At 51.6% G+C, this 22642-nt stretch carries 22 protein-coding genes; 13 read left to right on the top strand and 9 right to left on the bottom strand.

Translation table 11 applies throughout. The features are described from left to right. Positions 1-15: 15 nt before the first annotated feature. The 10 genes from sucD (at position 16) to AB7A72_RS12670 (ending at position 10833) form a co-directional block, all read left to right on the top strand. The gene (sucD, locus tag AB7A72_RS12715; RefSeq protein WP_021026616.1) at positions 16-912 is read left to right on the top strand and encodes a succinate--CoA ligase subunit alpha; all 897 of its coding nucleotides are present in this window, start codon (positions 16-18) and stop codon (positions 910-912) included. Between the two features lie 112 nt (positions 913-1024). Then, positions 1025-1708, top strand: a complete 684-nt coding sequence (locus tag AB7A72_RS12710) for a TerC family protein (RefSeq protein WP_239809830.1) — start codon at positions 1025-1027, stop codon at positions 1706-1708. Between the two features lie 336 nt (positions 1709-2044). After that, positions 2045-2725 carry an FHA domain-containing protein gene (locus tag AB7A72_RS12705; RefSeq protein WP_369460189.1) on the top strand — a complete coding sequence of 227 codons (681 nt, stop codon included), beginning with the start codon at positions 2045-2047 and terminating at the stop codon, positions 2723-2725. Between the two features lie 303 nt (positions 2726-3028). After that, positions 3029-3529, top strand: a complete 501-nt coding sequence (locus AB7A72_RS12700; protein WP_369460188.1) for a pilin — start codon at positions 3029-3031, stop codon at positions 3527-3529. Positions 3530-3721: 192 nt separating this feature from the next. Further along, positions 3722-5668, top strand: coding sequence for a FoF1 ATP synthase subunit a (locus AB7A72_RS12695; RefSeq protein ID WP_369460187.1), 1947 nt, complete (start codon positions 3722-3724; stop codon positions 5666-5668). Continuing rightward, positions 5640-6503, top strand: coding sequence for a glycosyltransferase family 2 protein (locus AB7A72_RS12690; RefSeq protein WP_369460186.1), 864 nt, complete (start codon positions 5640-5642; stop codon positions 6501-6503). Before AB7A72_RS12695 ends, AB7A72_RS12690 begins: the two co-directional genes overlap by 29 nt. A gap of 69 nt (positions 6504-6572) precedes the next feature. Further along, positions 6573-7775: a glycosyltransferase family 4 protein gene (locus AB7A72_RS12685; RefSeq protein WP_369460185.1), complete on the top strand. Its 1203-nt coding sequence runs from the start codon at positions 6573-6575 to the stop codon at positions 7773-7775. Between the two features lie 2 nt (positions 7776-7777). Continuing rightward, entirely contained in the window at positions 7778-8671 is an 894-nt protein-coding gene (locus AB7A72_RS12680; protein ID WP_369460184.1) for an FkbM family methyltransferase, read from the top strand. A 27-nt stretch (positions 8672-8698) separates the two neighbouring features. After that, positions 8699-9946: an oligosaccharide flippase family protein gene (locus AB7A72_RS12675; protein ID WP_369460183.1), complete on the top strand. Its 1248-nt coding sequence runs from the start codon at positions 8699-8701 to the stop codon at positions 9944-9946. Then, positions 9943-10833 (top strand): glycosyltransferase, encoded by an 891-nt coding sequence (locus AB7A72_RS12670; RefSeq protein WP_369460182.1) that lies wholly within the window; start codon positions 9943-9945, stop codon positions 10831-10833. Before AB7A72_RS12675 ends, AB7A72_RS12670 begins: the two co-directional genes overlap by 4 nt. Positions 10834-11121: 288 nt before the next feature. On the opposite strand, the gene AB7A72_RS12665 is transcribed toward AB7A72_RS12670, so the two are convergent. From AB7A72_RS12665 to moaC, 4 genes are read right to left on the bottom strand one after another with little or no spacing between them, the layout of a single operon-like run. Then, positions 11122-12144 (bottom strand): glycosyltransferase family 4 protein, encoded by a 1023-nt coding sequence (locus AB7A72_RS12665; RefSeq protein WP_369460181.1) that lies wholly within the window; start codon positions 12142-12144, stop codon positions 11122-11124. 50 nt (positions 12145-12194) lie between these two features. Beyond that, positions 12195-13349, bottom strand: coding sequence for a glycosyltransferase family 4 protein (locus AB7A72_RS12660; RefSeq protein ID WP_369460180.1), 1155 nt, complete (start codon positions 13347-13349; stop codon positions 12195-12197). Positions 13350-13352: 3 nt separating this feature from the next. Then, positions 13353-14675, bottom strand: coding sequence for a nucleotide sugar dehydrogenase (locus AB7A72_RS12655; RefSeq protein WP_369460179.1), 1323 nt, complete (start codon positions 14673-14675; stop codon positions 13353-13355). Positions 14676-14734: 59 nt separating this feature from the next. Beyond that, positions 14735-15208, bottom strand: coding sequence for a cyclic pyranopterin monophosphate synthase MoaC (gene moaC, locus AB7A72_RS12650; RefSeq protein ID WP_369460178.1), 474 nt, complete (start codon positions 15206-15208; stop codon positions 14735-14737). Positions 15209-15407: 199 nt separating this feature from the next. Here moaC and AB7A72_RS12645 point away from each other — a divergent pair, with 199 nt between their 5' ends. Next, the gene (locus tag AB7A72_RS12645; protein WP_369460177.1) at positions 15408-17105 is read left to right on the top strand and encodes a M48 family metalloprotease; all 1698 of its coding nucleotides are present in this window, start codon (positions 15408-15410) and stop codon (positions 17103-17105) included. Here the strand turns inward: AB7A72_RS12645 and AB7A72_RS12640 are convergent. Beyond that, a complete protein-coding gene (locus AB7A72_RS12640; RefSeq protein WP_312411909.1) occupies positions 17073-17429 on the bottom strand; it encodes a phage holin family protein in 357 nt (118 codons plus the stop codon). The two genes, AB7A72_RS12645 and AB7A72_RS12640, sit on opposite strands and share 33 nt — an antisense overlap. A gap of 67 nt (positions 17430-17496) precedes the next feature. On the opposite strand from AB7A72_RS12640, the gene tfpZ reads away from it, so the two are divergent. Next, a complete protein-coding gene (gene tfpZ, locus AB7A72_RS12635; protein WP_369460176.1) occupies positions 17497-18267 on the top strand; it encodes a TfpX/TfpZ family type IV pilin accessory protein in 771 nt (256 codons plus the stop codon). A gap of 50 nt (positions 18268-18317) precedes the next feature. Here tfpZ and AB7A72_RS12630 read toward each other — a convergent pair whose 3' ends face one another. Both AB7A72_RS12630 and AB7A72_RS12625 read right to left on the bottom strand, forming a co-directional pair. Further along, positions 18318-18758 carry a hypothetical protein gene (locus AB7A72_RS12630; protein WP_312411903.1) on the bottom strand — a complete coding sequence of 147 codons (441 nt, stop codon included), beginning with the start codon at positions 18756-18758 and terminating at the stop codon, positions 18318-18320. Positions 18759-18825: 67 nt separating this feature from the next. Next, positions 18826-19569 (bottom strand): TerC family protein, encoded by a 744-nt coding sequence (locus tag AB7A72_RS12625; RefSeq protein ID WP_230779765.1) that lies wholly within the window; start codon positions 19567-19569, stop codon positions 18826-18828. Between the two features lie 470 nt (positions 19570-20039). On the opposite strand from AB7A72_RS12625, the gene AB7A72_RS12620 reads away from it, so the two are divergent. Beyond that, complete coding sequence (locus AB7A72_RS12620; RefSeq protein WP_369460175.1) at positions 20040-20468, top strand: DUF3717 domain-containing protein; 429 nt, start codon at positions 20040-20042, stop codon at positions 20466-20468. On the opposite strand, the gene AB7A72_RS12615 is transcribed toward AB7A72_RS12620, so the two are convergent. Next, entirely contained in the window at positions 20452-21012 is a 561-nt protein-coding gene (locus AB7A72_RS12615) for a YaeQ family protein (protein ID WP_021026607.1), read from the bottom strand. The genes AB7A72_RS12620 and AB7A72_RS12615 overlap by 17 nt on opposite strands. Before the next feature lie 134 nt (positions 21013-21146). Beyond that, positions 21147-22526, bottom strand: coding sequence for an adenylosuccinate lyase (gene purB / locus AB7A72_RS12610; RefSeq protein WP_239809822.1), 1380 nt, complete (start codon positions 22524-22526; stop codon positions 21147-21149). Positions 22527-22642 lie beyond the last annotated feature (116 nt).

Raw genomic sequence — 22642 nt, 5'->3', positions numbered from 1 at the left:
CCCTGGAGAACACACATGTCTATCTATATCAATAAAGACACCAAAGTCATTACCCAAGGCATCACCGGCAAGACCGGCCAGTTCCACACTGAAAAGTGCCAGGAATACGCGAACGGCAAGAACTGCTTCGTCGCTGGCGTGAACCCCAAGAAGGCTGGCGAAAAGATTTTCGACATCCCCATCTACGGTTCGGTCAAGGATGCTGCCAAGGACACCGGTGCTACCGTGTCCGTGATCTATGTGCCACCTGCAGGCGCTGCTGCTGCCATCTGGGAAGCGGTGGAAGCCGATCTGGATCTGGCCATCTGCATCACCGAAGGCATCCCAGTGCGCGACATGCTGGAAGTGCGCAACAAGATGAAGGCCAAGGAAGCGGCTGGCGGCAAGAAGACCTTGCTGCTGGGCCCTAACTGCCCTGGTCTGATTACCCCCGGTGAAATCAAGATCGGCATCATGCCCGGTCACATCCACAAGCCAGGCCGCATCGGCGTGGTGAGCCGTTCGGGCACCTTGACCTATGAAGCGGTGGCACAGCTGACCGAGCTGGGCATTGGCCAGTCGTCGGCAGTCGGTATCGGTGGTGACCCCATCAACGGTCTGAAGCACATCGACGTGATGAAGGCGTTCAACGACGACCCGAACACCGACGCGGTGATCATGATCGGCGAAATCGGCGGTCCAGACGAAGCGGAAGCCGCGCTCTGGTGCAAGGCCAACATGAAGAAGCCTGTGGTGGGCTTCATCGCTGGTGTGACTGCCCCTCCCGGCAAGCGCATGGGCCACGCTGGCGCGCTGATCTCCGGCGGCGCCGACACGGCAGATGCCAAGCTGGCCATCATGGAAGAGTGCGGTTTCACCATCACCCGCAACCCATCCGAAATGGGCCGCCTGCTGCAAGGCCTGCTGAAGTAAGCAAAATTACGCATGCCAGGGGCTGCGTGCCCCGCTAAACTGCGTACTCCATAAAAAGAAGACGCCAGATCGTTCAGGTCTGGCGTCTTTATTCATAACTACGGAGCGCAACATGGATTACGTCAATCATCCCGACTTCTGGATCGGGCTGGTCAAGATCATCTGGATCAACATCATTCTCTCGGGCGACAACGCCGTCGTCATCGCGCTCGCAGCGCGCTCCCTGCCCCCTGAACAACAGAGAAAAGCCATCATGTTCGGCTCCGGTGCCGCCGTGGTGCTGCGCATCGTGCTGACCGTGGTGGCGGCCAAGCTGCTGGAGCTGTCCTTCCTGCAGATCGTTGGCGGCTGCCTGCTGCTGTGGATTGGCCTGCAGCTGCTGACCAGCCACGACGAAGAAGAGGGCGCGGGCAAGGGCACCGGCACGATGATGGCTGCCATCCGTACCATCCTGATCGCCGACCTGGTGATGAGCCTGGACAATGTGATTGCCGTGGCGGCTGCTGCTGGCGGCAATATGCTGCTGCTGATCCTGGGCTTGGCTATCTCGATCCCGCTGGTGATCTTTGGCTCCACGTTGATGATCAAGCTGATGGAGCGCTTCCCGGTCATCGTGATTCTGGGTGCCGGCCTCATCGGCTGGGTGGGTGGCGAGACCATCATGAACGACAAGCTGCTGCACGGCTTTGTCGAAGCGAATCCTGCACTGCACTACCTGGCTGCCGCTGCTGGCGCCGCGCTGGTGGTGGGCTTGGGCCTGTGGCTGCAAAAGCGCAATACAGCGCCTGCACACTGACCGGGTCTGCATTTCTCTCTCGCTAAAGCGCCTTAGGGCGCTTTTTGCTTTTCAGGGCTTCTGTTTTGCACGGGCCACGTGTACCGCCCCGGTGCGCCCCTGCGGCAGCTACGGCGTGAGCAGCGCAACGCCCGCGAACCCATTGCAGGCATCAAGATAAACCGCTGCTGCGCTTGGCGATGTGCTTCAGGGGGCGCATCGATCAAGGGTATTTATAGGGTTAACCATTAGCTAAATCACGGGAGTCCGCAACACATCGTGATCCTTTGTCAACAGCGTATCGCCAACGTCATTTGTATAGCTTATTTGCATATAATCGCGCTGAGGTTTATCAATATGCCAAGACTCATAGTTTCGTTAGATGGTGTGGTGATACAGGACTACGTGCTGACCGAGTCCAGGGTCACCCTGGGGCGCCGTTCCACCAATGACATCGTGCTGACCGACATGGCGGTCAGCGGCGAGCATGTGGCGTTCACCTATGAGAAGAAGATCGGCATCGTCGTCGTCGAAGACCTGGGCAGCACCAACGGTACCAAGGTCAACGGCTTGAAAGTGCGCCGCCAGGTGCTGCAAAGCGGCGACCTGCTGGACATCGGCAAATGCCGCATTCGCTTTTTGATGAACTCGTTGGTGCCCGAGAGCCACTACCTGCATGCCAGCGAAGCCGGCAGCCTGACGGCCAAGCCCGCGCATGCCGATGACGGCGAAGACAGCCCCACCGTTCCCGCAGACTTCCCCCCCGCCGAAGGCCAGCCCTATACCCCCAGCCCCTACCTGCGCGCCGTCAGCGGCGCGAGCGAAGACATCATTTTGTCCAAGGTCGTCACCACGGTCGGCCGCCCCGGCATCGCCGTCGCTGCACTGACCAAGCGCGGCAAGGGATACGTTGCTACCAAGGTTGATGGCTCGGCCGAGGTGGTGTTGAACGGCCAGGCGCTCAATGGCGTGGCGTTGTCGATGCACAAGGGGGATCGGATTGAGCTGGCGGGGATGGCTTATGAGTTTTGGGGGTAGGCTGGCTTAGGGCTTGAACTTTCGCTCACAAAGAGAATGGCACCTGCGGGTGCCATTTTTTGTTAGTTCTTCGCAGATCCTGTCGCACAGCGCTACCGGTGGCATGACAAAAATGGCAGAACAAGGCTGAGGTTGACATTTATGAACGTATTCAACAATAAGTTAACAAAACGCCGCATTTTTGTCAGTGCACGCCGCGCCCTTCAGGCGTCCAGAAGTTGGCACAGCACTTGCTGTCTACATCACACGCCAAGTCAGTTCGACAAGGCTACCTAATCAATGGTTACATAGAGAGGATTCAACATGCTGCGTACTATGCAAAAGGGTTTCACCCTGATCGAACTGATGATCGTTGTGGCGATTATCGGTATTCTGGCTGCTGTGGCTCTGCCTGCTTATCAAGATTACACGGTGCGGGCGAAGGTAACTGATGGTATCAGCCTGTCTGGATCGGCTAAGGCTGCAATTTCTGAGAATGCAGCGAACGGTGCACCTTTCCGTTCTGGATGGACGGCTCCAGCCGCAACCCGCAATGTTGCAAGCGTTTCCATCGCTCAAGCCACCGGACAAATTATCATTACCTACCAAAGCGCTATTGACGGTGGTAAAACTCTGATCATGACTCCCTTGAATGGTTCGCGTGATGCTGGTACCGCATTGGCGGGTACGGCAACTGGTTCCACAATCCCGACTGCTGGATCTATTACTTGGGTTTGTGCTTCCGCAGGCAGCACGGTGACAAACAGTGCAGTTGGTAAGGGTACCATTGCATCTAAGTATGTGCCAGCTGAGTGCCGTACTTAATATTTTAAAAATCCAACTATAAAAAAGGACCGGCATAAATGCCGGTCCTTTTTTACATTTGGCTAGTCTGAATAATTAAAGTCACTAGTCACTAACTGTTGATTAGCTAGTTCAAAAAAATCCATCAATTACAGGTAATAGTTTGCCATGGAGCTAATAAAAAATAATTCACGGTCCATAAGAAGAGTGTGGATGATATTTTTTTGTCTCATGCTAATGCTAGTCTTCATTTTATATACACCCGGCCTAAAAGGTGGATATTTATTTGATGATGAACCGAATCTGTTTCCGATGGGTATCCGTGGCGGAGTAACCACTTGGGAAGCATTTAGAGCATTTGTATTTCAAGGTCACTCTGGACCGCTTGGTAGACCAATATCCTTGGCAAGTTTTTTGCTAAATGCCCAAACTTGGCCGGTAGATCCCTATGCATTTAAGCTTACAAATATATGTATACATCTTCTAGCTGGTGCAATGCTGTGCTGGGCGACGCTTAACCTCTTGAGATTTTATGGTGTGCCAGAGCAGCATGCGAGATGGGCAGCTCTTTTGAACATGTCATTTTGGATGTTACATCCATTTATGGTTTCGACAACACTGTATATAGTGCAGCGGATGGCACAATTGTCGGCACTATTTATATTTGCAGGATTGGGTGGTTATCTGCACGGGCGCATACTGCTGAAAAAAGGGGGAGAGAGGAGGGTAGCTTATGTATGGATGACTACCTCATTGATAGTCGCCACGACTTTAGCAACTCTCAGTAAAGAAAATGGTGCATTACTCCCCTTGTTAGCTTGGGTAATAGGTCTATGTCACCCTAGATCAAAAAACACAAATCATGCATCCGACAACCCTGACTGGAAATGGAGTCTTTTATTTCTCTGGCTTCCTACCTTCGCAGTTTTAGGGGTTTTAGGTAGAAGTATAAATTTTTCACCAGATGCCTGGCCCACAAGGCCTTTCAATCAGATGGAAAGAATACTGACAGAGGGAAGAATCATATGGGAATATCTCTATCAGCTATATATTCCACGTATCGAAGGTAGAGGTTTATTCCAGGACGGATATTTATTTTCAACAAGTTTGATAAAACCGATAACTACCTTATGGAGTTTTCTGGGTGTTGCAGCTCTCATTGGTTTACCTTTCTGGTTTCGACGCAAGGGCCCACTAGGGGCGTGTGCGGCCATAGCATTGCTCTTTTTTCTTGCTGCACACTTGATGGAGTCTACAGTCATTGGCTTGGAGCTGTATTTCGAACATCGTAACTATGTAGCTGCTGCTTTTCTCTTTCTTCCGGTTGCCATGGGGCTAATAGTGCTGGCAAAAAAGCGTAGTGTAGTTTTGGCGGGAAGCGTATCATTTCTCATAGTTCTTACACTGGGCTGGCTTACTTGGCAACGCTCAACTCTCTGGTCAGATACTGAGTTTTTACAAAACTATTGGGCAGTAAATACTCCTGATTCGCCTCGTGCAAAAAATAGGCTTTCCTCATTTCTATTTGATGAAGGTCGTGATGACGAAGCGTTTGGTATTTTAGAAACTGCCATGGTCCAATTTCCTAATAGCTCCCTCATTTCTATGCAATGGTTGCTACAAAAGGTTCTGAGGGGTCAAGCACATCAAGAGGATTTTAAGAGAGTGCAAGAAGGCCTGTCCCAGCAGCGGCTAGATGCTCAAACTGTAGGGGGTATTCGTGCAATTGTGGAATTTTTAGTAAATTCCCCCGATAGCTCAAAAGAAAGAAAAAGTGTATTATTGATATTGGATAAAATGGACTCGATAAAAAGTTATCGAGCTGTGGATGCATTCAATAAAATATCTCCCTATCTTCGAGGTCTTTTATTGATTTCTGAACGCGAACCAGTAAAAGCAATCCCATTTCTTAAGAAAGCCATTTATCTTTATAAAGATATGGATTTTGCGTTATCAATCGTCCATTTTATGGCCGCTAATGGGTATGCAGCCGAAGGACTAATTCTTCTAAATGAAACCGAAAAAATGTTGTACACGCTACCCGATAACGGTATAGTGATGTCAAAGTCAGCTTATGAAGTTGAGATAAATCAGCTTGGGTATCGACTGCAAAATGCAGTGAAAAATAATAATGGAAGTAATGATAATGTTAAGCGTTAGTGTGGTAATCCCTGCCAAGAATGAAGAAGACTCGATCGGAAAAGTCATTGAGACTATTAAAGAAAATATTGAAAAAGTTGAGATAATAGTTGTAGATGATGGATCCACCGATAACACTGCAGCGGTAGCAAAAGCTGCTGCCGCGAAAGTTATATCACATCCATACTCAAAAGGTAACGGCGCCGCTATAAAAACTGGAGCTAGAGAGGCCGCTGGTGAGCTGATAGTCTTCATGGATGCTGATGGGCAGCATAAGGCAGAAGATATATCGAGGTTATTGGCTAAAATTGAATGCGGCAACGATATGGTAGTCGGGGCTCGGCAAAAGGGATCCCAGGCCAGCTGGGGGCGAGGAATTGCCAATGGTTTTTATAACTTCTTTGCTAGTTGGATGACTGGGCATAGAGTTAAAGATTTGACATCTGGGTTTAGAGTTGTGCGCTCAGAAAAATTTAGAGAATTTTTATATCTATTGCCCAATGGGTTTTCCTATCCAACGACCAGTACAATGGCATTTTTCCGTGCCGGCTATTCGGTGTCCTATGTGCCCATTCACGCAGAAAAACGTGTTGGCAAAAGCCATATCCGTCCTTTGCGCGATGGTGCTAGATTTTTAATTATCATATTTAAAATTGGCACCTTGTTTTCACCTCTAAAGATTTTCGCTCCAGTAGCTTTATTGTTGTTTTCTTTGGCGTCGGTATGGTATGGTTGGACGTGGTGGAATTACCACCGATTTACCAATATGAGCGCGCTGTTATATACAGGTAGCGTAGTAGTATTTTTGATGGGTTTAATTTCGGAACAAATAACAGCGCTGATGTATCGTGATTGATGTGAATGAGCTAAACATTGAATAATATCGAATAAATCTGCTATAAATTATTTATTTTATATCATGACAATGACGGATGATCTACTAGCTGGAGAGGGCAGTTCGAGTGTTCGTGTGCTCGTGTTGGTAGATGCTTTTCCTGTTGTGTCTCAAACTTTTATAGTTGATCATATAGAGGGTCTCGCGCAAAGAGGAATTCTAGTAACTTTAATTTCTAGACAGTTATATGATGCTAGTTTCCAACCGCTGCAAAAGGGGATTGCGGTATATGGTACGCCTAAATGGTCAAGGCGCGCACTTTACAATTTTATTTCAATAATATTTGAAAGACCTTCTTGTCTTTTCAGTGCTCTCTTAATTCGATGTGCATGGCACGCTGCAAGGTTGAGAGACACGCAGGCCATATTTGGAGTATGGAACGCCGTACACGCGCATTTTGCGAATAACGGCATAATTGCTTTGCTAACCAATCCCAGTTGGAAGTCACGCTTACTTGTGAATTTTCACGGTCATGATGCAACATCACTGCCTTATCGGTATGGGTGGTGGCCGTTTCAATCGGTGCTTGGCCGCGCGCACGCCATAGTACACAGCAAGTTTTTAGCTGATTGCGTCTCTCAGAACACATCGATGGAAGTACACGATGTATGCATGGGTGTGAACACTCAAAAATTCCGCGGCCCTCAGCGTGGGAAAGAGTGGCCAGTTCCACTACGCCTGCTATTTGTCGGTCGGTTGGTCGAGCAAAAGGGTGCGCATATAGCGTTGCTTGCTCTAGCACTTTTTCGTGAGCACCATCCCGGCTATGATGCGCATCTTTGTATCTTGGGCGAAGGACCCGAGGAGGCGCGGTTGCAAAGTCTTATTAAGAAGTTGAATATGGATTCTGTGGTGGAGGGGCCTCGTCCTGCATCACATCAAGATGTAGCAGACGCAATGTTCAATGCCGATATTTTATTAATGCCTTCCCAAATTGGAAAAGATCACTCGCAGGAATCCTTTGGGCGTGTAGCTATAGAAGCAATGGCATGTGGAATGCCTGTTCTAGGATGTCCTAGCGGAGGATTGGTTGATACGATCAGCGATGCTGGATTGATTGCATCAGGGTTCGATGCCGCTAGCTTTTATAGGGCTCTATTTAATATGGTTGCAGACGCCACTCCTGAAATTTGGCGAGAGCTCGCTATAAAGCGAGCTGCAAGACATAGATTGGAACTTATGAATTTAGACTACTTTAATCAAATTAAGATTATTGAAGAGAAGAATTTATAATCATGACATTAAAAGCTATCGCTAAAACAGTAATGTCTGTTCCTTATCATAGATTTTTTGCAAATAAAATAAGGCACGCTGTATTTAGTAGGTTTGCATTAAATGTAGATCAGAGAGATTTTCGGTTATTTACCTTGGACAATGATGCAATAGGTAATAAAGTTCGTGCACAAGGCGCATATGAGCCGGAGGTCTTGGCAGCAATTGATATGATTGCTAAGTCTTATCGGCTACACGACGGTGTTGCACTTGATGTCGGTGCGAATATTGGAAACCATGCTGTGAGTATGTCTCGTGTCTTCTCCAAAGTGATCGCATTTGAACCTGACCCAGTGATGGCCGCCGCATTAAATGCAAATAAGTTATTAAATGGTGCTAATATAAAGATAATAGAAGCTGCTTTGAGTGAAAACGCGGGTAAGGGGTTCCTGAGGCAGCTCCATCCTGGTCATTGTGGAATGCTAGAGTTGGTTTCAGGTAACACCTTAAATCCCAATGGATGTGAAGACACTTGCGTAACCCTGGCACGGGGGGATGATATATTGTGCAATGAAATTTCCACTGATGAACGTATAGTTTTTATTAAAATTGACGTCGAGGGTTCAGAACTAGACGCATTGAATGGTTTGATCGACTGTTTGACTCGTTTTCATCCAATAATATGTTTTGAAGTGCGTAATCCTGTTGAAGGCCAACAAGTAAAGGATTTTTTGGAATCAATTGGGTATGATGAGTATTATTCTATTAGTCGGTCACGTCTGAAAATTCAATATATTCACCGTCTCTTCACTAGTTCAGGACGTTGTAAGAATTACGCTCTGGAAAGCGTAGATCATTTTGAGGATCGACACTATGCGGCTGTTTTTGCGTTTGCTTCATCAAACACAGGTGCATGAGTGAAATTAAGTGGGAGAAAAACATCCTTGCTTAGTAATTTTCTGGCAAATGCCTTAAGAAGCAATCAAACTTTCGCTATTTTCATTCAGGTATTAAGGGTTATCCTGCTCTCCTTTTACCTAGTTGCAGGAGCTAGGCTACTTGGACCCGCTGGTTACGGAGAGTTGGCCACAACGGCTGCACTGACTGCAATTGGAGCTTGTTTGGTTGGCTTAGGTAGTGGAATTGGATTGGTTAGAATAAGCTCCCGCAACATCGCAGCATTTCCCAAGGTATGGGGAGAATGCATTGCAAGTCACTTTATCAGCAGTCTTGTAGTTCTTTGCATCTATCTTGCTTGCGCAAATAAATTTTTCCCTGAGTTGTGGCTTAGTAATGTATTGATTTATATAGGTGTGGCTGAAATTATATTTGTGCCACTCATTTTGGCTGTGGGCTATGCCTTTATGGCAAACGAGCTTTATAGGCTTGGATCTTTAATTCAGATCTTTCCCGCCGTCGCTCGATTTTTATCTGCAATTATATTATTGATGGTTTTTGACACAGTGAGTGTCGAGAGTTTTGCCATCGTAGTAATGCTGTCAGTGCTCATTTGTTTTGCTTGGGCCTTCATATTGGCTTATTTTTTCCTTCCAGCTCCCCTGTTTCCGGGTATTAAGAGGGTGTATTGGACTGGCTATAGCGTCGTTTACGCGAGCTCTAATCTATTGAATAATATTTCCAGTGAGGCTGACAAAATATTTGTCTATCGACTGACTTCGGCTGATCAGGCGGGCATTTATTCAGCTGTAATGCGTATCGTGGTTGCAGTTGCCACACCGTTTGGAGCAATTATCCAATCTAAAAGCCATTATCTGTTTTCTTTGGGGGATGGGATTTCTTCGCGCCATATAAAATTTCTACAGAATTATGCAATTATATTTTTTATCTACGGCGCTATAAGTGGCATTTTTATATTTGTAGTTTCTCCGTATGTTGGCGCTCTGCTCGGTGCTAGATTTAGTGGTGCAGAGAATATTCTTGCGATCATTTCATTATGGATTCCTGTTAATGGTTTTCGTCAACTGTTTGGGGGGTTGTTAACGACGGCTGATCGAGCATGGTATCGTTCTTTTGGAGATATCATTTCAACGATTGTATTTGCTGTTTCGGCGTCTGTCCTCGTTCCTATATGCGGCCTTGAAGGGGCAATAGCAGCAAGGTTGGCCGCTGAAATAATTGGTTTGCTTGTAATGATTATTATTTTCTTTCGTTCAAAGCGTGACTCGGTATGAATATCTCTCAAAGTTATCCTGAATTGAGTGTAATTATTCCGGTATTTAACGATGCGGGCAGTCTGTTGCGTTGCCTTCATGCATTATCGCTACAAAGAAATGGTACTCCTTCATTTGAGGTTGTTGTTGTTGACAATGCTTCCCATCCAGCTTTGGAAATTCATGAAGAATATTCGTTTCCATTGAAAATAGTGTATGAGCCTACACCGGGCTCATATTCTGCTAGAAATACAGGTGTAACTGCTTCAAGGGGAAAGATTTTAGCTTTTACCGATGCAGATTGCGTGCCTGCTTCGGATTGGCTATATTTGGGATATCTAAAAATCTGCGCAGGCAACCATGGTTTGATTTTGGGAGGAGAAGTAGTTTTTCAAATTGAAGAAAATCCTAGTGCGGTTGCTATGTACCAGTATTTAACAGGATTTGGTCAACAAACTAATGTGACGGAAAAAAAATTCTCGGCAACAGCCAATCTTTTCTGCACAAGAATTCAATTTAATAAAACTGGTTTATTTGAGCAAAGACTTTTGTCGGGTGGTGATCGAGAATGGTGTTGGCGTGCCCTCCTGCAAGGAGGGCATATGATGTATTTGCCCGATTTAATCGTAACTACTCGGGTTAGGTCTACCCTGAGAAGTGCTTTTAGGCAGGCACGTCGAGTTGCAGCAGGGCGACGTACCTTACGTGAGCTTGGCTTAACTCATATTGGAACTTCTGCTTTGAATAAGCAGCGCTCCCCTTTTCAAGCAATTTTATGGATCATTTCTAATAAAGATATTTCTATTTTTAATAGATTGAAAGTTCTTTGTATTGCTTTTTTAATTCGGGCTGTTGTTTTTTGGGAAACAGTAAGACTGGCGCTGGGTGCTAAGCCTGAGCGCTTGTAATTCATCACTTCAAAAATTTACGCGGGCTGTCTTTTTTGGCGAAAACCATTTTAAATAAATCGGTGCCTTAAAAATATCAATTTTTTTTGGATTCTATTACACTTTGGATTGGCTTGTTATATTATTAAGTTAATTTTATAAGCAAGCGGTGCTATAAATCTCGATGGCCGCATGGGTGAGGGTTCTGAAACTGCACTGAATTGTTTATTTATTGGTCAAGCCTAAAGACCAAAGACGAGCAAAGAGGTAGACGTTTTTGAAATTTCATGAGACTAACCCAACCTCGTATTAGATGATATTTAAGATCTTCTTGTATGCTTTAACATAGCTGCTAACCATCTGATCTGATGTGAAATGTGATTCTATGCGTTGACGAGCTGCAATTGAGATCTGCGAATAGAATTCCGAGTTATGGGCTAGTTTGCGAGCTGCTGCGGCAAATTCTTGTATATTATCTTGAGAACAAAGGATGCCATTCTCGCCGTCATTTATAATTTCTGGAATAGAGGATCCGCGGGTAGCAATAACAGGTAGTCCACAGGCCATAGCCTCGGCCGCCACTAAACCAAAGCCCTCGCTGCGGGACGGAAAAATAAATGCATCGGCATTATGCATTGATTTTGTGATGGCAATTTCTCCATTTAGTCGCCCTATGTTGTGCATATTTTTGGATTGAATTTTCTCGTCGATCGGCAGTAGTCTAGGTCCCGTATAGTAAAGTTCAAATTCATTCCCTAGTTGTTTCATGATTGGAGTTAGTACTTCAACCCCCTTTCGGCTTATCCAACTGCCTATATATAGTAAACGAAATGGGGTGCGTGTTTTTCTGTCGGTAGGCGGATGAAATAGTTTTGTGTCTACCCCGTTATATATTACATTCATTGGCACATCACATAATGTTTGCTTGGCCATTCTGGCGACGAAGTCGCTCACTGCAGTAACCTCACGCGCTTGCTGCATTATTCGCTTTTCATTTTCTGCAATCCAATGCCGATGATAGTTGGCGCGCAGCCAACCTTTGTACTGAAGCAGCGCAGGATCATGAATGGAATGATGTATTGTGGCGATGATTGGTAAGTTTTTCGGAACTAGGCTGCTGTGTAGCCAGGTATTAATATGACATATGTTGGCCCAACTTGGTGGTTGAGGTGTTTTGGTTGACCATGGCGCGTACTCCGCATGGAGGGGCAGCCAAGTAATCTCAGCTCGTAGCCCTTGTTCCTTTAAATCTGATACTAGGCGCTCTGTAAAAATATCCGTGCCAGTTCCAGTGCGTATTGTGGGAAACCATACGGCAGGCTGAGAAATCATTTTTAAATTGAAATATTTATATGGTTAAATTTTTCGGTGCGGCTCAGCAATCAAAATATATCATTGTCGATCTTTAACGCTTCTGATATCTGGTTTCCAAAGTTAGGCCAAGCAAATTTTTTTGCAAATATGTAACTTGATTTTTCCCAGCGATTTAGTCCGATTGAAATAATTTCTATCGCCATTTGTGCAAATGCATCATAATCTTCTGGGGTAATTAATTCACCTGAAAGACCGGGTGCGACGGCATCAATAATGCCACCTGTTGCAAATGCTAGCGTTGGTCTACCATGTGCTGCCGCTTCAACAGCGACCATGCCAAAACCCTCAGGGTCGCCATTGATTTGTCGAACGGGAAAAATGTGTAAACATGCATTCTCATAAGCGCATGCCAAATCTCCAGGGTCTGTAATTACCCCTAGAAATCTTATATTTTTACCTACGCCTGCTGCATCGGCAGCTGTTTGAATACTTCGGCGTGATTGTAATTTTGCATATAATGCATCCCCCGGAGCATCACCAATCACCGCTAAAATCACATCTGGACACGCTTTTACAATTGTTGGCAAGGATTTCTGAACAAACTCTTGTAAACCTTTTCGCGTAGTAAGGCGCCCGATAGAGATTAGTAATCTCGCAGATCCTAGGCTATGGCGTTTGCGCCATGACGTTAATGAATCAGTTGTTTGACCTTGAGTAGGTAAAGTCACGCCGGGGTGAACGATTTTTATTTCTTCGTTCTTTATCCCTATTTCGCTTGCCATCTTGGCGGTTGGGTAACTATTAGCGATTACGCAGTCCATTTTTCGGATGGACGGGTGCCAAATAGCTCGATAAACTGGATGCTGTACTGCTGCATCTAATCCGTGTAGATAGACGCATGCCCTTGCTCTAGCAAATTTGGAAGCCAAAAGGGCTGCAGGTGCGGTTAATCCACTTCCTGCCAGTACAAATTGTGGCTTCCATGAGCTTGCTATTTGCATTGCTTGCAAACATGATGACATTAGAAATCGAGATAATGGTTTCAGTGCGACTTCTGTCACTGATACATTTGCGGGAGCGAGAGCAGCCGAACCTGCCGGGGAAATAATATGAACATCTGCTTTGCGTGATAGTTCATCTGCGATGTGCCAATTAAGTCGCTCCATTCCCCCAATCAATGGGGGCAGATTTCGAGTAATAATAAGAATACGTTTGCGAGACATTGATCAGGCTGCAATGATGGATTCGCTTGGAATTAGGCGGCCTCTGGTGTCTATTATCAATTGACTATTTTTTTGAATTAGATCGTAGTCAAATTTATCGTGGTCGGTTGTAAGCACGATGCAATCGAAATTTTTTATATTTTCCGCTGTTAATATCACTGATTCGAGATCGAAATAGTATTTTCTTGTTCGCGGGAAAAGTGGAATGTGAGGATCGCTATAATCTACTTTGGCTCCTTTTGTCTGAAGTAGATCTATGATAACTACTGCTGGAGACTCTCTTGTATCATCTATATTTTTCTTATAGGCTAAGCCTAGTAAGAGAATTTTGCTTCCATTAATAGATTTGCCTTTGTTGTTAAGGGCATCAGCTATTTTGTTGACAACCCAATGGGGCATGTAGTGATTGATTTCACCTGCCAGCTCAATAAATCGAGTGTTCACGTCATACTCGCGTGCCTTCCAGGTGAGATAATAGGGGTCGATGGGGATGCAGTGCCCACCAAGACCTGGTCCGGGCTTATAAGGCACAAATCCAAAGGGCTTCGTCGCTGCAGCTTCTATGACCTCATGGATGTTGATCCCCATCTTGTCTGCCACGATCTTCATTTCATTGACCAAGCCGATGTTCACGCTGCGATGAATGTTTTCCAGTAACTTGGTCATTTCAGCAGCTTTTGGACTGCTGACTGGTACCATGGTTTGAATGGCATATTCATAGAGGCCGATGCCAAGTGACAAACAGGTGGGTGTCATCCCCCCGATAATTTTCGGAATATCCTTGGTCCCGTAGTGAGGGTTTCCTGGATCTTCTCGCTCGGGCGAAAAAACCAAAGCGCAGTTTTGACCCGGTATGAGCCCTCGTGACAACAAGCGTGGCGCGAGAATTTCTTCAGTTGTGCCAGGCCACGTCGTGCTTTCCAAGCTCAAAAGCTGGCCCTCGCGCATATGGGGAAGCGCAGCCTCTACAGTGTTGATGATGAAGCTCAGGTCGGGTTCTCGGTGTTTGTTCAGCGGTGTTGGCACACAGATGATCAATGCGTCGACCTCTGATACGCGTCCAAATTCGCTTGTCGCATTGAATCCTTGCGCTTGCGCATGAGCAATTGTTGATGTGGCAATGCGCTCGATATAGCTCTTTCCGGTGTTGATCGCATTGACCTTGACCTGATCGATGTCAAAGCCTAGTACCTTAATGCCTACTTCCGAGAAGCGTAATGCTAGTGGAAGTCCTACATAACCTAGTCCAAAAATGCCAACGGTGGCTTGGCGGGTTGCGATCTTCTCTTGCAATGCCGCCAGTGCAGGCGTTTTGCACAAATCCATGGATGGAGCGTTTGACATGTGAAATGATTTATATTGATCTGATAGTTCAATCGGCGGGGCTATGCAACATATGTGCCCGACTTGCCCCCTTGCTTCTCCAGCAACCGAACACCACCAATGACCATCGCTTTGTCTACCGCCTTGCACATGTCATAAATCGTCAGCAGCGCGATCTGTGTGGCGGTGAGCGCTTCCATCTCGACGCCGGTCGGGCCTACGGTCTCGGCGCGGGTGTGGCAGCGGATGGCTTGCTGCGCCGAAGCTATCTCGAACTCCACTGACACTTTCGTCAACGCAATCGGGTGGCACAACGGTATCAGCTCACTGGTCTTCTTCGCCGCCATGATTCCGGCGATGCGGGCAATGCCCAGCACGTCCCCTTTTTTGGCAGTGCCCGCAGCAATGATGTCCAAGGTGGTCGCCTGCATGGTGATGAAGCCCTCCGCGATCGCTATGCGGTGGGTGTTAGGCTTAGCGCCTACGTCGACCATATGGGCCTGGCCCTGGGCGTCGAAATGGGTGAGTTCAGTCATAGTGCTTCCGTGTTCAATGCGTCACAAGCTGCAATACAGGGTGCAACTTGTGCAGTGGTGCTTCATCATACGTGTTGGCGTTCATGCATGATGGCGGGGAGCGCGCCCCGGGCTGGCTCTCGCCTTGATGCAGATTCAGCCTCTGTTGCAGCACGGATTATTGATGTCTACATGGTTTTTTAAACGCACAGCATGTGCATTGCTCGCGGCCCATATGGCGGCAGTGGCCGCCCTGGCCCCCCTGCAGGCGCGGGCCGATACCAGTTTGCCGGCGATGGGCGAGGGCGCCGAGATGACCACCAGCGAGGAGCGGCGCCTGGGGGATGACATTGCGCGCGAGATCTACCGCGATCCGCAGTTTCTGGATGACGCGATTCTGTATGAGTACGTCAACGGCATCTGGCAAGAACTGATGCTGGCGGCGCGCCAGCGCGGCACCTTGACGTCTGAACTGCAGGAACGCTTTGCCTGGCAGGTGATGCTGATCCAGGATGCGACCGTGAACGCCTTTGCGTTGCCCGGCGGCTTTATGGGGGTGCAGACGGGTCTGGTGGGTGTGGTCGGCAGCCGTGATGAGCTAGCCTCGGTGCTGGCCCACGAGATGAGCCATATCACCCAGCGCCACATTGCGCGCATGCTGGCCCGCCAGTCGCGCATGACGCCGGTGATGATTGCCGGCATGATCCTGGGCGCGTTGGCCGCGAGCAAGAACCCGGCTGCAGCCCAGGCGCTGATGGTGGGCAGCTCGGCTGCGGCCATCCAGTCGCAGCTGAACTTCTCACGCGATATGGAGCGCGAGGCGGACCGCACCGGCATGAGCCTGATGCCGCCTGCCGGCTACTCGCAAGCGGGTTTTGTCAGCATGTTTGAAAAGCTGCAGCAAGCCAACCGCATGAACGACAACGGCAGCTGGCCCTACCTGCGCACCCACCCGCTGACGACCGAGCGCATTGCCGATATGCAGTCACGCTTGCCGGCCGGTGCTGCACGCAAACCGCAGGACACGGGTATGGTGGCGCAGATGATGTCGGCCCGGGCCCGCATACTGTCAAAGCCTGAGCCCCAGGTATTGCACCAATGGGTGCAATTGACCACGGCGGCCGATTTTGCCAACCGCTCATTGGAGCAGCGGGCAGGTGTCTGGTATCTGGCCGCCATGTCCCAAAACCAGCTGGGGCGCCATGCTGAAGCGTTGGCCGCATTGGACCAGCTGGATGCCACCGTGCAGGCCCATCCCGATGCGATGCGCCAGGCGCAACTGCTGCGCGCTGATCTGGCATTGCGCAACCGCCAGCCGCAGGATGCGTTGGCGGCGCTGGCCAAGATCCAGCCACTCAAGCCCCCAGCCAGCAAGGCAGGTAGCACCTCGGTGACCGTCAGCAATGCGATGACTGGCTTGGTCAATGAGGCGGTGATCACGCAGGGCTCGGACAAATCGCTGAGCATCCAGGACAGCAGCCGCGATGTCTTGCTGCCGGAGGTCAAGGCCGTGGTAGGCGACGATGCAGGCCAGAGCAGTGACCGGCCCGAGCTGGTGCTGGCTGCACAGGCCTTGGCGCAGCTGCCTGCCACAGGTTTGACGGCCTATGACGGAGTGTTGCGCCAGACCAGCAGCCGCCTGCAGACCCTGGTGGTGCAGTGGCCCAAGGATGCGGGGGCTTGGCTTGCATTGTCATGGGTGCTGCGCCAGCAGAACCAGCCGCTGCGCTCCATCCGTGCGGAGGCCGAGAGCCGGGCTGCACAGTATGACTATCCCGCAGCGGTAGACCGCCTGCGCGCCGGGCAGGACATGGCACGCAACAGCCCCAACCGCAACGACTACTACGAGGCCTCGATCATCGACACCCGCTTGCGCGAGATGCAATCACTTGCCAAGGAGCAGGCGGCCCGTAAGTGATTCGATGACGAGGCTGATGATGGAGTAGAGCACCGAGCCGATCAGCGCAGCCCAAAATCCGTGCACCACAAAGCCGCTGCCTGCGATGCCGGACGCGGCCCAGAACATCAGCGCGTTGATGACAAAGATGAACAGACCCAAGGTCAGGATGGTGACGGGCAGGGTCAGCACGATCAGCACGGGCCGCACTATCGCATTGCACAGCCCTATCAGCAGCGCTGCAATCAGCGCCGCGCCAAAGCTGCGGACTTCCACGCCACTGTAGAGGTAGGCGACACAGAGCAGGGCGACTGCGGAGAGCAGCCATTTGAGCAGGATCTTCATGCGGACATAGCTTACTGCATAATTTCGCGCAGGTCATGTGCAGAAGACAGACGCGCATGGCACATAAATGGGTGAAGGAATGAGGGAAAAATTCAAAGCGGCCGGAATTCATTTTTTGGTGGGCCTGGTGCTTCTCAGTGCCGTGTTCTGCCTGATCTACTTTGTCTGGTACCCGGCGCCTTTCTACCAGCTCTCAGGTGGCCAGGACCTGATGGAGTTGATTTTTGGCGTAGACCTGATTCTGGGACCGCTGCTGACCTGGGTGGTCTTCAACAAAAAAAAGCCGTTGCGCACCAACCTCTTGGATGTTGCCGCCATTGCCTGTGTGCAGCTGGCAGCGCTGGGCTATGGCGTCTACACCGTGCTGCAGGCGCGGCCGGTCTTTCTGGGGTTTGAGTACTACCGCTTTCGCGTGGTGCATGCCAATGAGCCCGATCCGCAGGAAATGCGCAAAGCCATTGCGGTGATTCCCCATGGTTTGCCGCTGTGGGGCCCGAAGATGCTGGGGCTGCGCAAGCCCGCAAACAATCAGGAACAAACCAGTTCCACCATGCTGGCATTGGGCGGCATTTCCGAAGCTGCCCAGGCAAATCTATGGGTGCCCTATGAGAAGGTGGAACCCAAGGTGTTGGCACAGGCGCATCCGGTGCAGCGTCTGATAGACCGCTTCCCGAACCAGGCTGACAAGATCCAGAAGCTGCTGGCCGACCACCAGTTGGCATTAGAAGACGCGGTCTATGTGCCGCTCATTGTCAAGGATGCATTCTGGACAGTGGTATTGGACAAGAACCAGTTGGACAAGCCGTATTACCTCGACATCGACTCGTTCGAGAACTGAAAAGCATAAAGCGCCCGAAGGCGCTTTTGTGGGGTGGTGCGGCTGATGGCTTACGCGCCGTCGAGCACCAGGCTAAAACAGATACCCAGAATGCCCAGCAGCGAACCTGCCAGCTTGGCAGGGCGTGGCACAAAGTCGGCTGATGGCGGCTCGGAGATGGCCTTGGGGCGGCGCCAGTCCAGCACTTCGGCCTCGGGGTACTCGGCATGCAGTTGGGCGGTCATTTGCTGAACGCTCACTTCCGAGATATGGGTCGAGACGCGGGCGCGCTGCAACTGAGCGCTTTGCGGGATCAGGCCCTCAAACAGGTTCTTGGCCCACTTGTTGCGCCACTTTTCGAGGGTGCTGCGATTGCCCCAGCGGCTGGCCCTGCGGGTGATCTTGGGGGCGCAAGCCACCAGCACCCAGTGCTCGTCGTTGATGGTTGCGCGCTCGTTCAAGCGCTGCAGGGCAAAGGCGGCATCATCTACAAAGACTATTTTTACGTTCATCCAAGTGGCCTAAGTGGGGCTGGCAGCGTGGGGCTGCCAGCGGTGGTGATAGAGGGCGGGTATAGGCTTAGTGTACGTTGGCCGCCGGGAGTTCCTTGGCTTTTTTGCCGGCCAGCCATTTGCCCAGCACCAGCACGATCAGTGCGCCAGCGGCAGCGGCAGCATAGTGCAGGGTCTTGCTCTGGTCGATCTTGAACATCCAGGTCCACTTGTCCGGGTTGGCAAACACGGGGTCGGACACCAGCATGCCACCTGCAATCCAGCCCAGCAGCATGCCGCCGGCGGTGATGACCATTGGGAAGCGCTCCATCAGCTTGATGACCAGCTGGCTGCCCCAGACGATGATCGGGATTGAGATCAGCAGGCCCAGGATGATGAGCAGCATGTGGTGCTCGTCACCGGCGTTCTGTGCGGCGCCGGCAATGGCGATCACGTTGTCCACGCTCATCACCAGGTCGGCCACGATGATGGTCTTGATGGCGGCAAACAGGCGGTCGCTGCCCTGGATGTTGCCGTGGTCTTCGTCTTCAGGCACCAGCAGCTTGATGCCGATCCAGAACAGCAGGATGGCGCCGACAAACTTCAGGAACGGCAGGGCCAGCAGGAACATTGCGAACGCGATCAGGATGACGCGCAAGATGATCGCGCCAGCGGTACCGAAGATGATGCCTTTGCGGCGCAGGTCAGGGGGCAGCTTGCGGCAAGCCAGTGCAATCACCACCGCGTTGTCCCCGCCGAGCAGGATGTCGATGATGATGATTTGGCCCAGTGCAATCCAGAAGGGCGCGTGCGTCAGAAAATCCAAGTCCATGTAAGCACCTAATTTTTGAAAAAGCGGCCCATGCACCATGCACAGACCAGCCAGTAGGGTGTCGTTACAAGTCAGGGAGGCGACGTGGTTCGGCGTTGACGCTAGAAATGGCCAACAGCCGGGGCAGTAGCTTCGAAAGACCTGTGGTGCGGCACCATGGTTTTCAAAGGTCTTGCTCAGATCATGTGGGCCATGAACCTAACGCGCCGGAAGCCGTGAGGCTTCGTACTGACGACGCATTACATGTCGCTGCGCTTGCCGCAGGCAACGCACCGACGGGAGCTACTCCCCTTCGTCAGCGCGTATTGGAACACAAACACGGCGCTTTGGGGTGACAAAGACCGGGCCAGCGCACAGAGTATTCCCGCATGTTTGTGTTTGCCCACACCTGTGGATAACAAGCTGTGAACAAGTGGGTGCGGGCTGGCGTTTGGTGGTTTGGTTGATGCAGGGCTATCATCCCCGCAGCTATGGAATCCATCCACCTGAATGATCTGGAAGCGGCCATCAACCACTGGCGCCAGCGCGCGCCCAGTGGCCCGGGTGCGTCGCTGTCACCCCAGGTTGCTGTGCTGGCCGAGGTGTATGCGCGGATGGTCTACCAGCGCCAGGATGCGGTGGAGGCCCGCGAGCTGGGGGATGCCGCGATGCGGGCCTGGCTGGATTGGTGGGAGACCACACCGGACACGCCCTGCATCGCCATCTGCTCCACCAGCCAGGGCGATGAGGTCTGCAAGGGCTGCGGCCGCAGCTTCGACGAGGTGCAGCACTGGCTGGCCTACACGCCTGTGCAAAAGCGGGCGGTGTGGCGGCGCATCACCGCGCAGGGCACGGCCTGGCGCTTCAACCGCTATGCGGAACGTGCGCGTTCCGCAGGCGGCATCATTTCCAGCGGATAGGTTCTACAAAGACGGTGCCCTTGTCGCTGGACAAGGTCAGCTGGCCTTCCTGGATGGTGGCCTGCAGCTGCATGCTGCGCTCGGCCAGGTCGGCCAGCGATTGCGACACCTCCGTCGGCAGGCGGAACACTTCGAGCTTTTCCTGGCGCGCGAGCTTGCCTTCCAGGCCCTTCCACCAGATCTCGGCCGCATGGTTGAAGCAGTAGACCAGCATATGGTCCGACTTGTTGCAGGCCTTGGTGATCGGCTTTTCTTCGGGCTGGCCCACTTCGATCCAGATGCGCTTGGCGCCGGTGAAATCGGTCAGGTGCACATCGGGGTTGTCCGGGTCGGACAGGCCGGCGCCAAAGCCCAGCGTGCCGTCGCCGTTGCATAGGTCCTGCAGCTGGTGCGCGTTCAGGGCCAGCGCCACCAGGCGCACCATCATGCGCTCGTCGGTTTCGCTGGGGTGGCGCGCCAGGGTCAGGTTGTGGTCGGCGTAGTAGTTGTGGTCGATATCGGCAATCGACAGATTGGCCTTGTAGATCGTGGATTTGATAGCCATGGGGCAGGGTCTGGTGACGAAGCCTGGGCTTCGGGGGTGAATCCGGCGCGCCCGGCAGCCGCATTGCGGTCCGCCGGGCGGTGAGAGAAAAGGCAAGAGGCCAGGGTGTACCTGGCCTCTGGGGGCGCACGGGCTTAAACGCGCTGGGCCAGCTCGGTGGCCTTGCCGATGTAGCTGGCCGGGGTCATCGCCAGCAGGCGTTCCTTGTCGGCCTGCGGGATCTCCAGGCTGTTGATCAGCTGGTGCAGGTCTTCGGCGCGCACCGTCTTGCCACGGGTGACTTCCTTGAGCTTTTCGTAAGCGCCTTGCACGCCATAGCGGCGCATGACGGTCTGGATCGGCTCGGCCAGCACTTCCCAGGCATTGTCCAGGTCTTCGGCCAGGCGCTCTTCGTTCAGCTCCAGCTTGTTCAGGCCGGTCATCAGCGAGGTGTAGGCCAGCGCGGCATAACCGGTGGCCACGCCGATGTTGCGCAGCACGGTGGAGTCGGTCAGGTCACGCTGCCAGCGGCTGATCGGCAGCTTTTCCGACAGGTGGCGCAGCAGTGCATTGGCCAGGCCCAGGTTGCCTTCGGCGTTTTCGAAGTCGATGGGGTTGACCTTGTGCGGCATCGTGGACGAGCCGATCTCTCCAGCCTTCAGGCGCTGCTTGAAGTAGCCCACCGAGACATAGCCCCAGATGTCGCGCGACAGGTCGATCAGGATGGTGTTGGCGCGGGCAATGCCGTCAAACAGTTCGGCCATGTAGTCATGCGGCTCGATCTGGATCGAGTAGGGCTGGAAGGTCAGGCCCAGGCCCTGAGGTTCGTGCTTTTCCACGACGTTCTTGCTGAAGCTTTCCCAGTCGAAGTCGGGCCAGGCCGACAGGTGGGCGTTGTAGTTGCCCACCGCGCCGTTCATCTTGGCCAGCAGCTTGACGTTGGCAATGCGGTCCATCGCGCCTTGCAGGCGCACCACCACGTTGGCCAGTTCCTTGCCCACGGTCGTGGGGCTGGCGGTCTGGCCGTGGGTGCGGCTGAGCATGGGCACCGCAGCGTACTGGTGCGCCATCTCGCGCAGCTTGAGCACCACGCGGTCCAGGCCAGGCAGGATCACCTGGTCGCGGCCGGCGCGGATCTGCAGCGCATGGCTGGTGTTGTTGATGTCTTCACTGGTGCAGGCAAAGTGCACGAACTCGGCCGCCTTGAGCAGCTCTGGGCGCGCCTCGAACTTGCTCTTGATCCAGTATTCCACCGCCTTGACATCGTGGTTGGTGGTCTTTTCGATGTCCTTGATCGCCTGCGCGTCGGCTTCGCTGAAGTTGTTCACCAGGCCGTGCAGGTAGCTGCGTGCACCTTCGGACAGCGGCGAGAACTCGGCAAAACCGGCATCGGACAGCGCGATGAACCAGGTGATCTCCACCTGTACGCGGCGATGCATGTAGCCGAATTCGCTCATGATCGGGCGCAGGGTGGAGAGTTTGGAGGCGTAGCGGCCATCCAGCGGAGAAAGGGCGGTAAGGGAAGACAGGCTCATGGGCCGCTATTGTAGGAGCGGGGCGTTTGCCGCATCTACAGTCTGGATTTGCCTATTTACAATCTGCGGGTGCGGATACCCGCAAGGCCCTCCACGCCGTCTGCCGGCTGGAGGTC

This window comes from Comamonas sediminis (assembly GCF_041107495.1).
Lineage (GTDB): Bacteria > Pseudomonadota > Gammaproteobacteria > Burkholderiales > Burkholderiaceae_C > Comamonas > Comamonas sediminis.
Note: the sequence above shows the minus strand (reverse complement) of the source record. Positions and strands in the feature narration are given on the sequence as shown.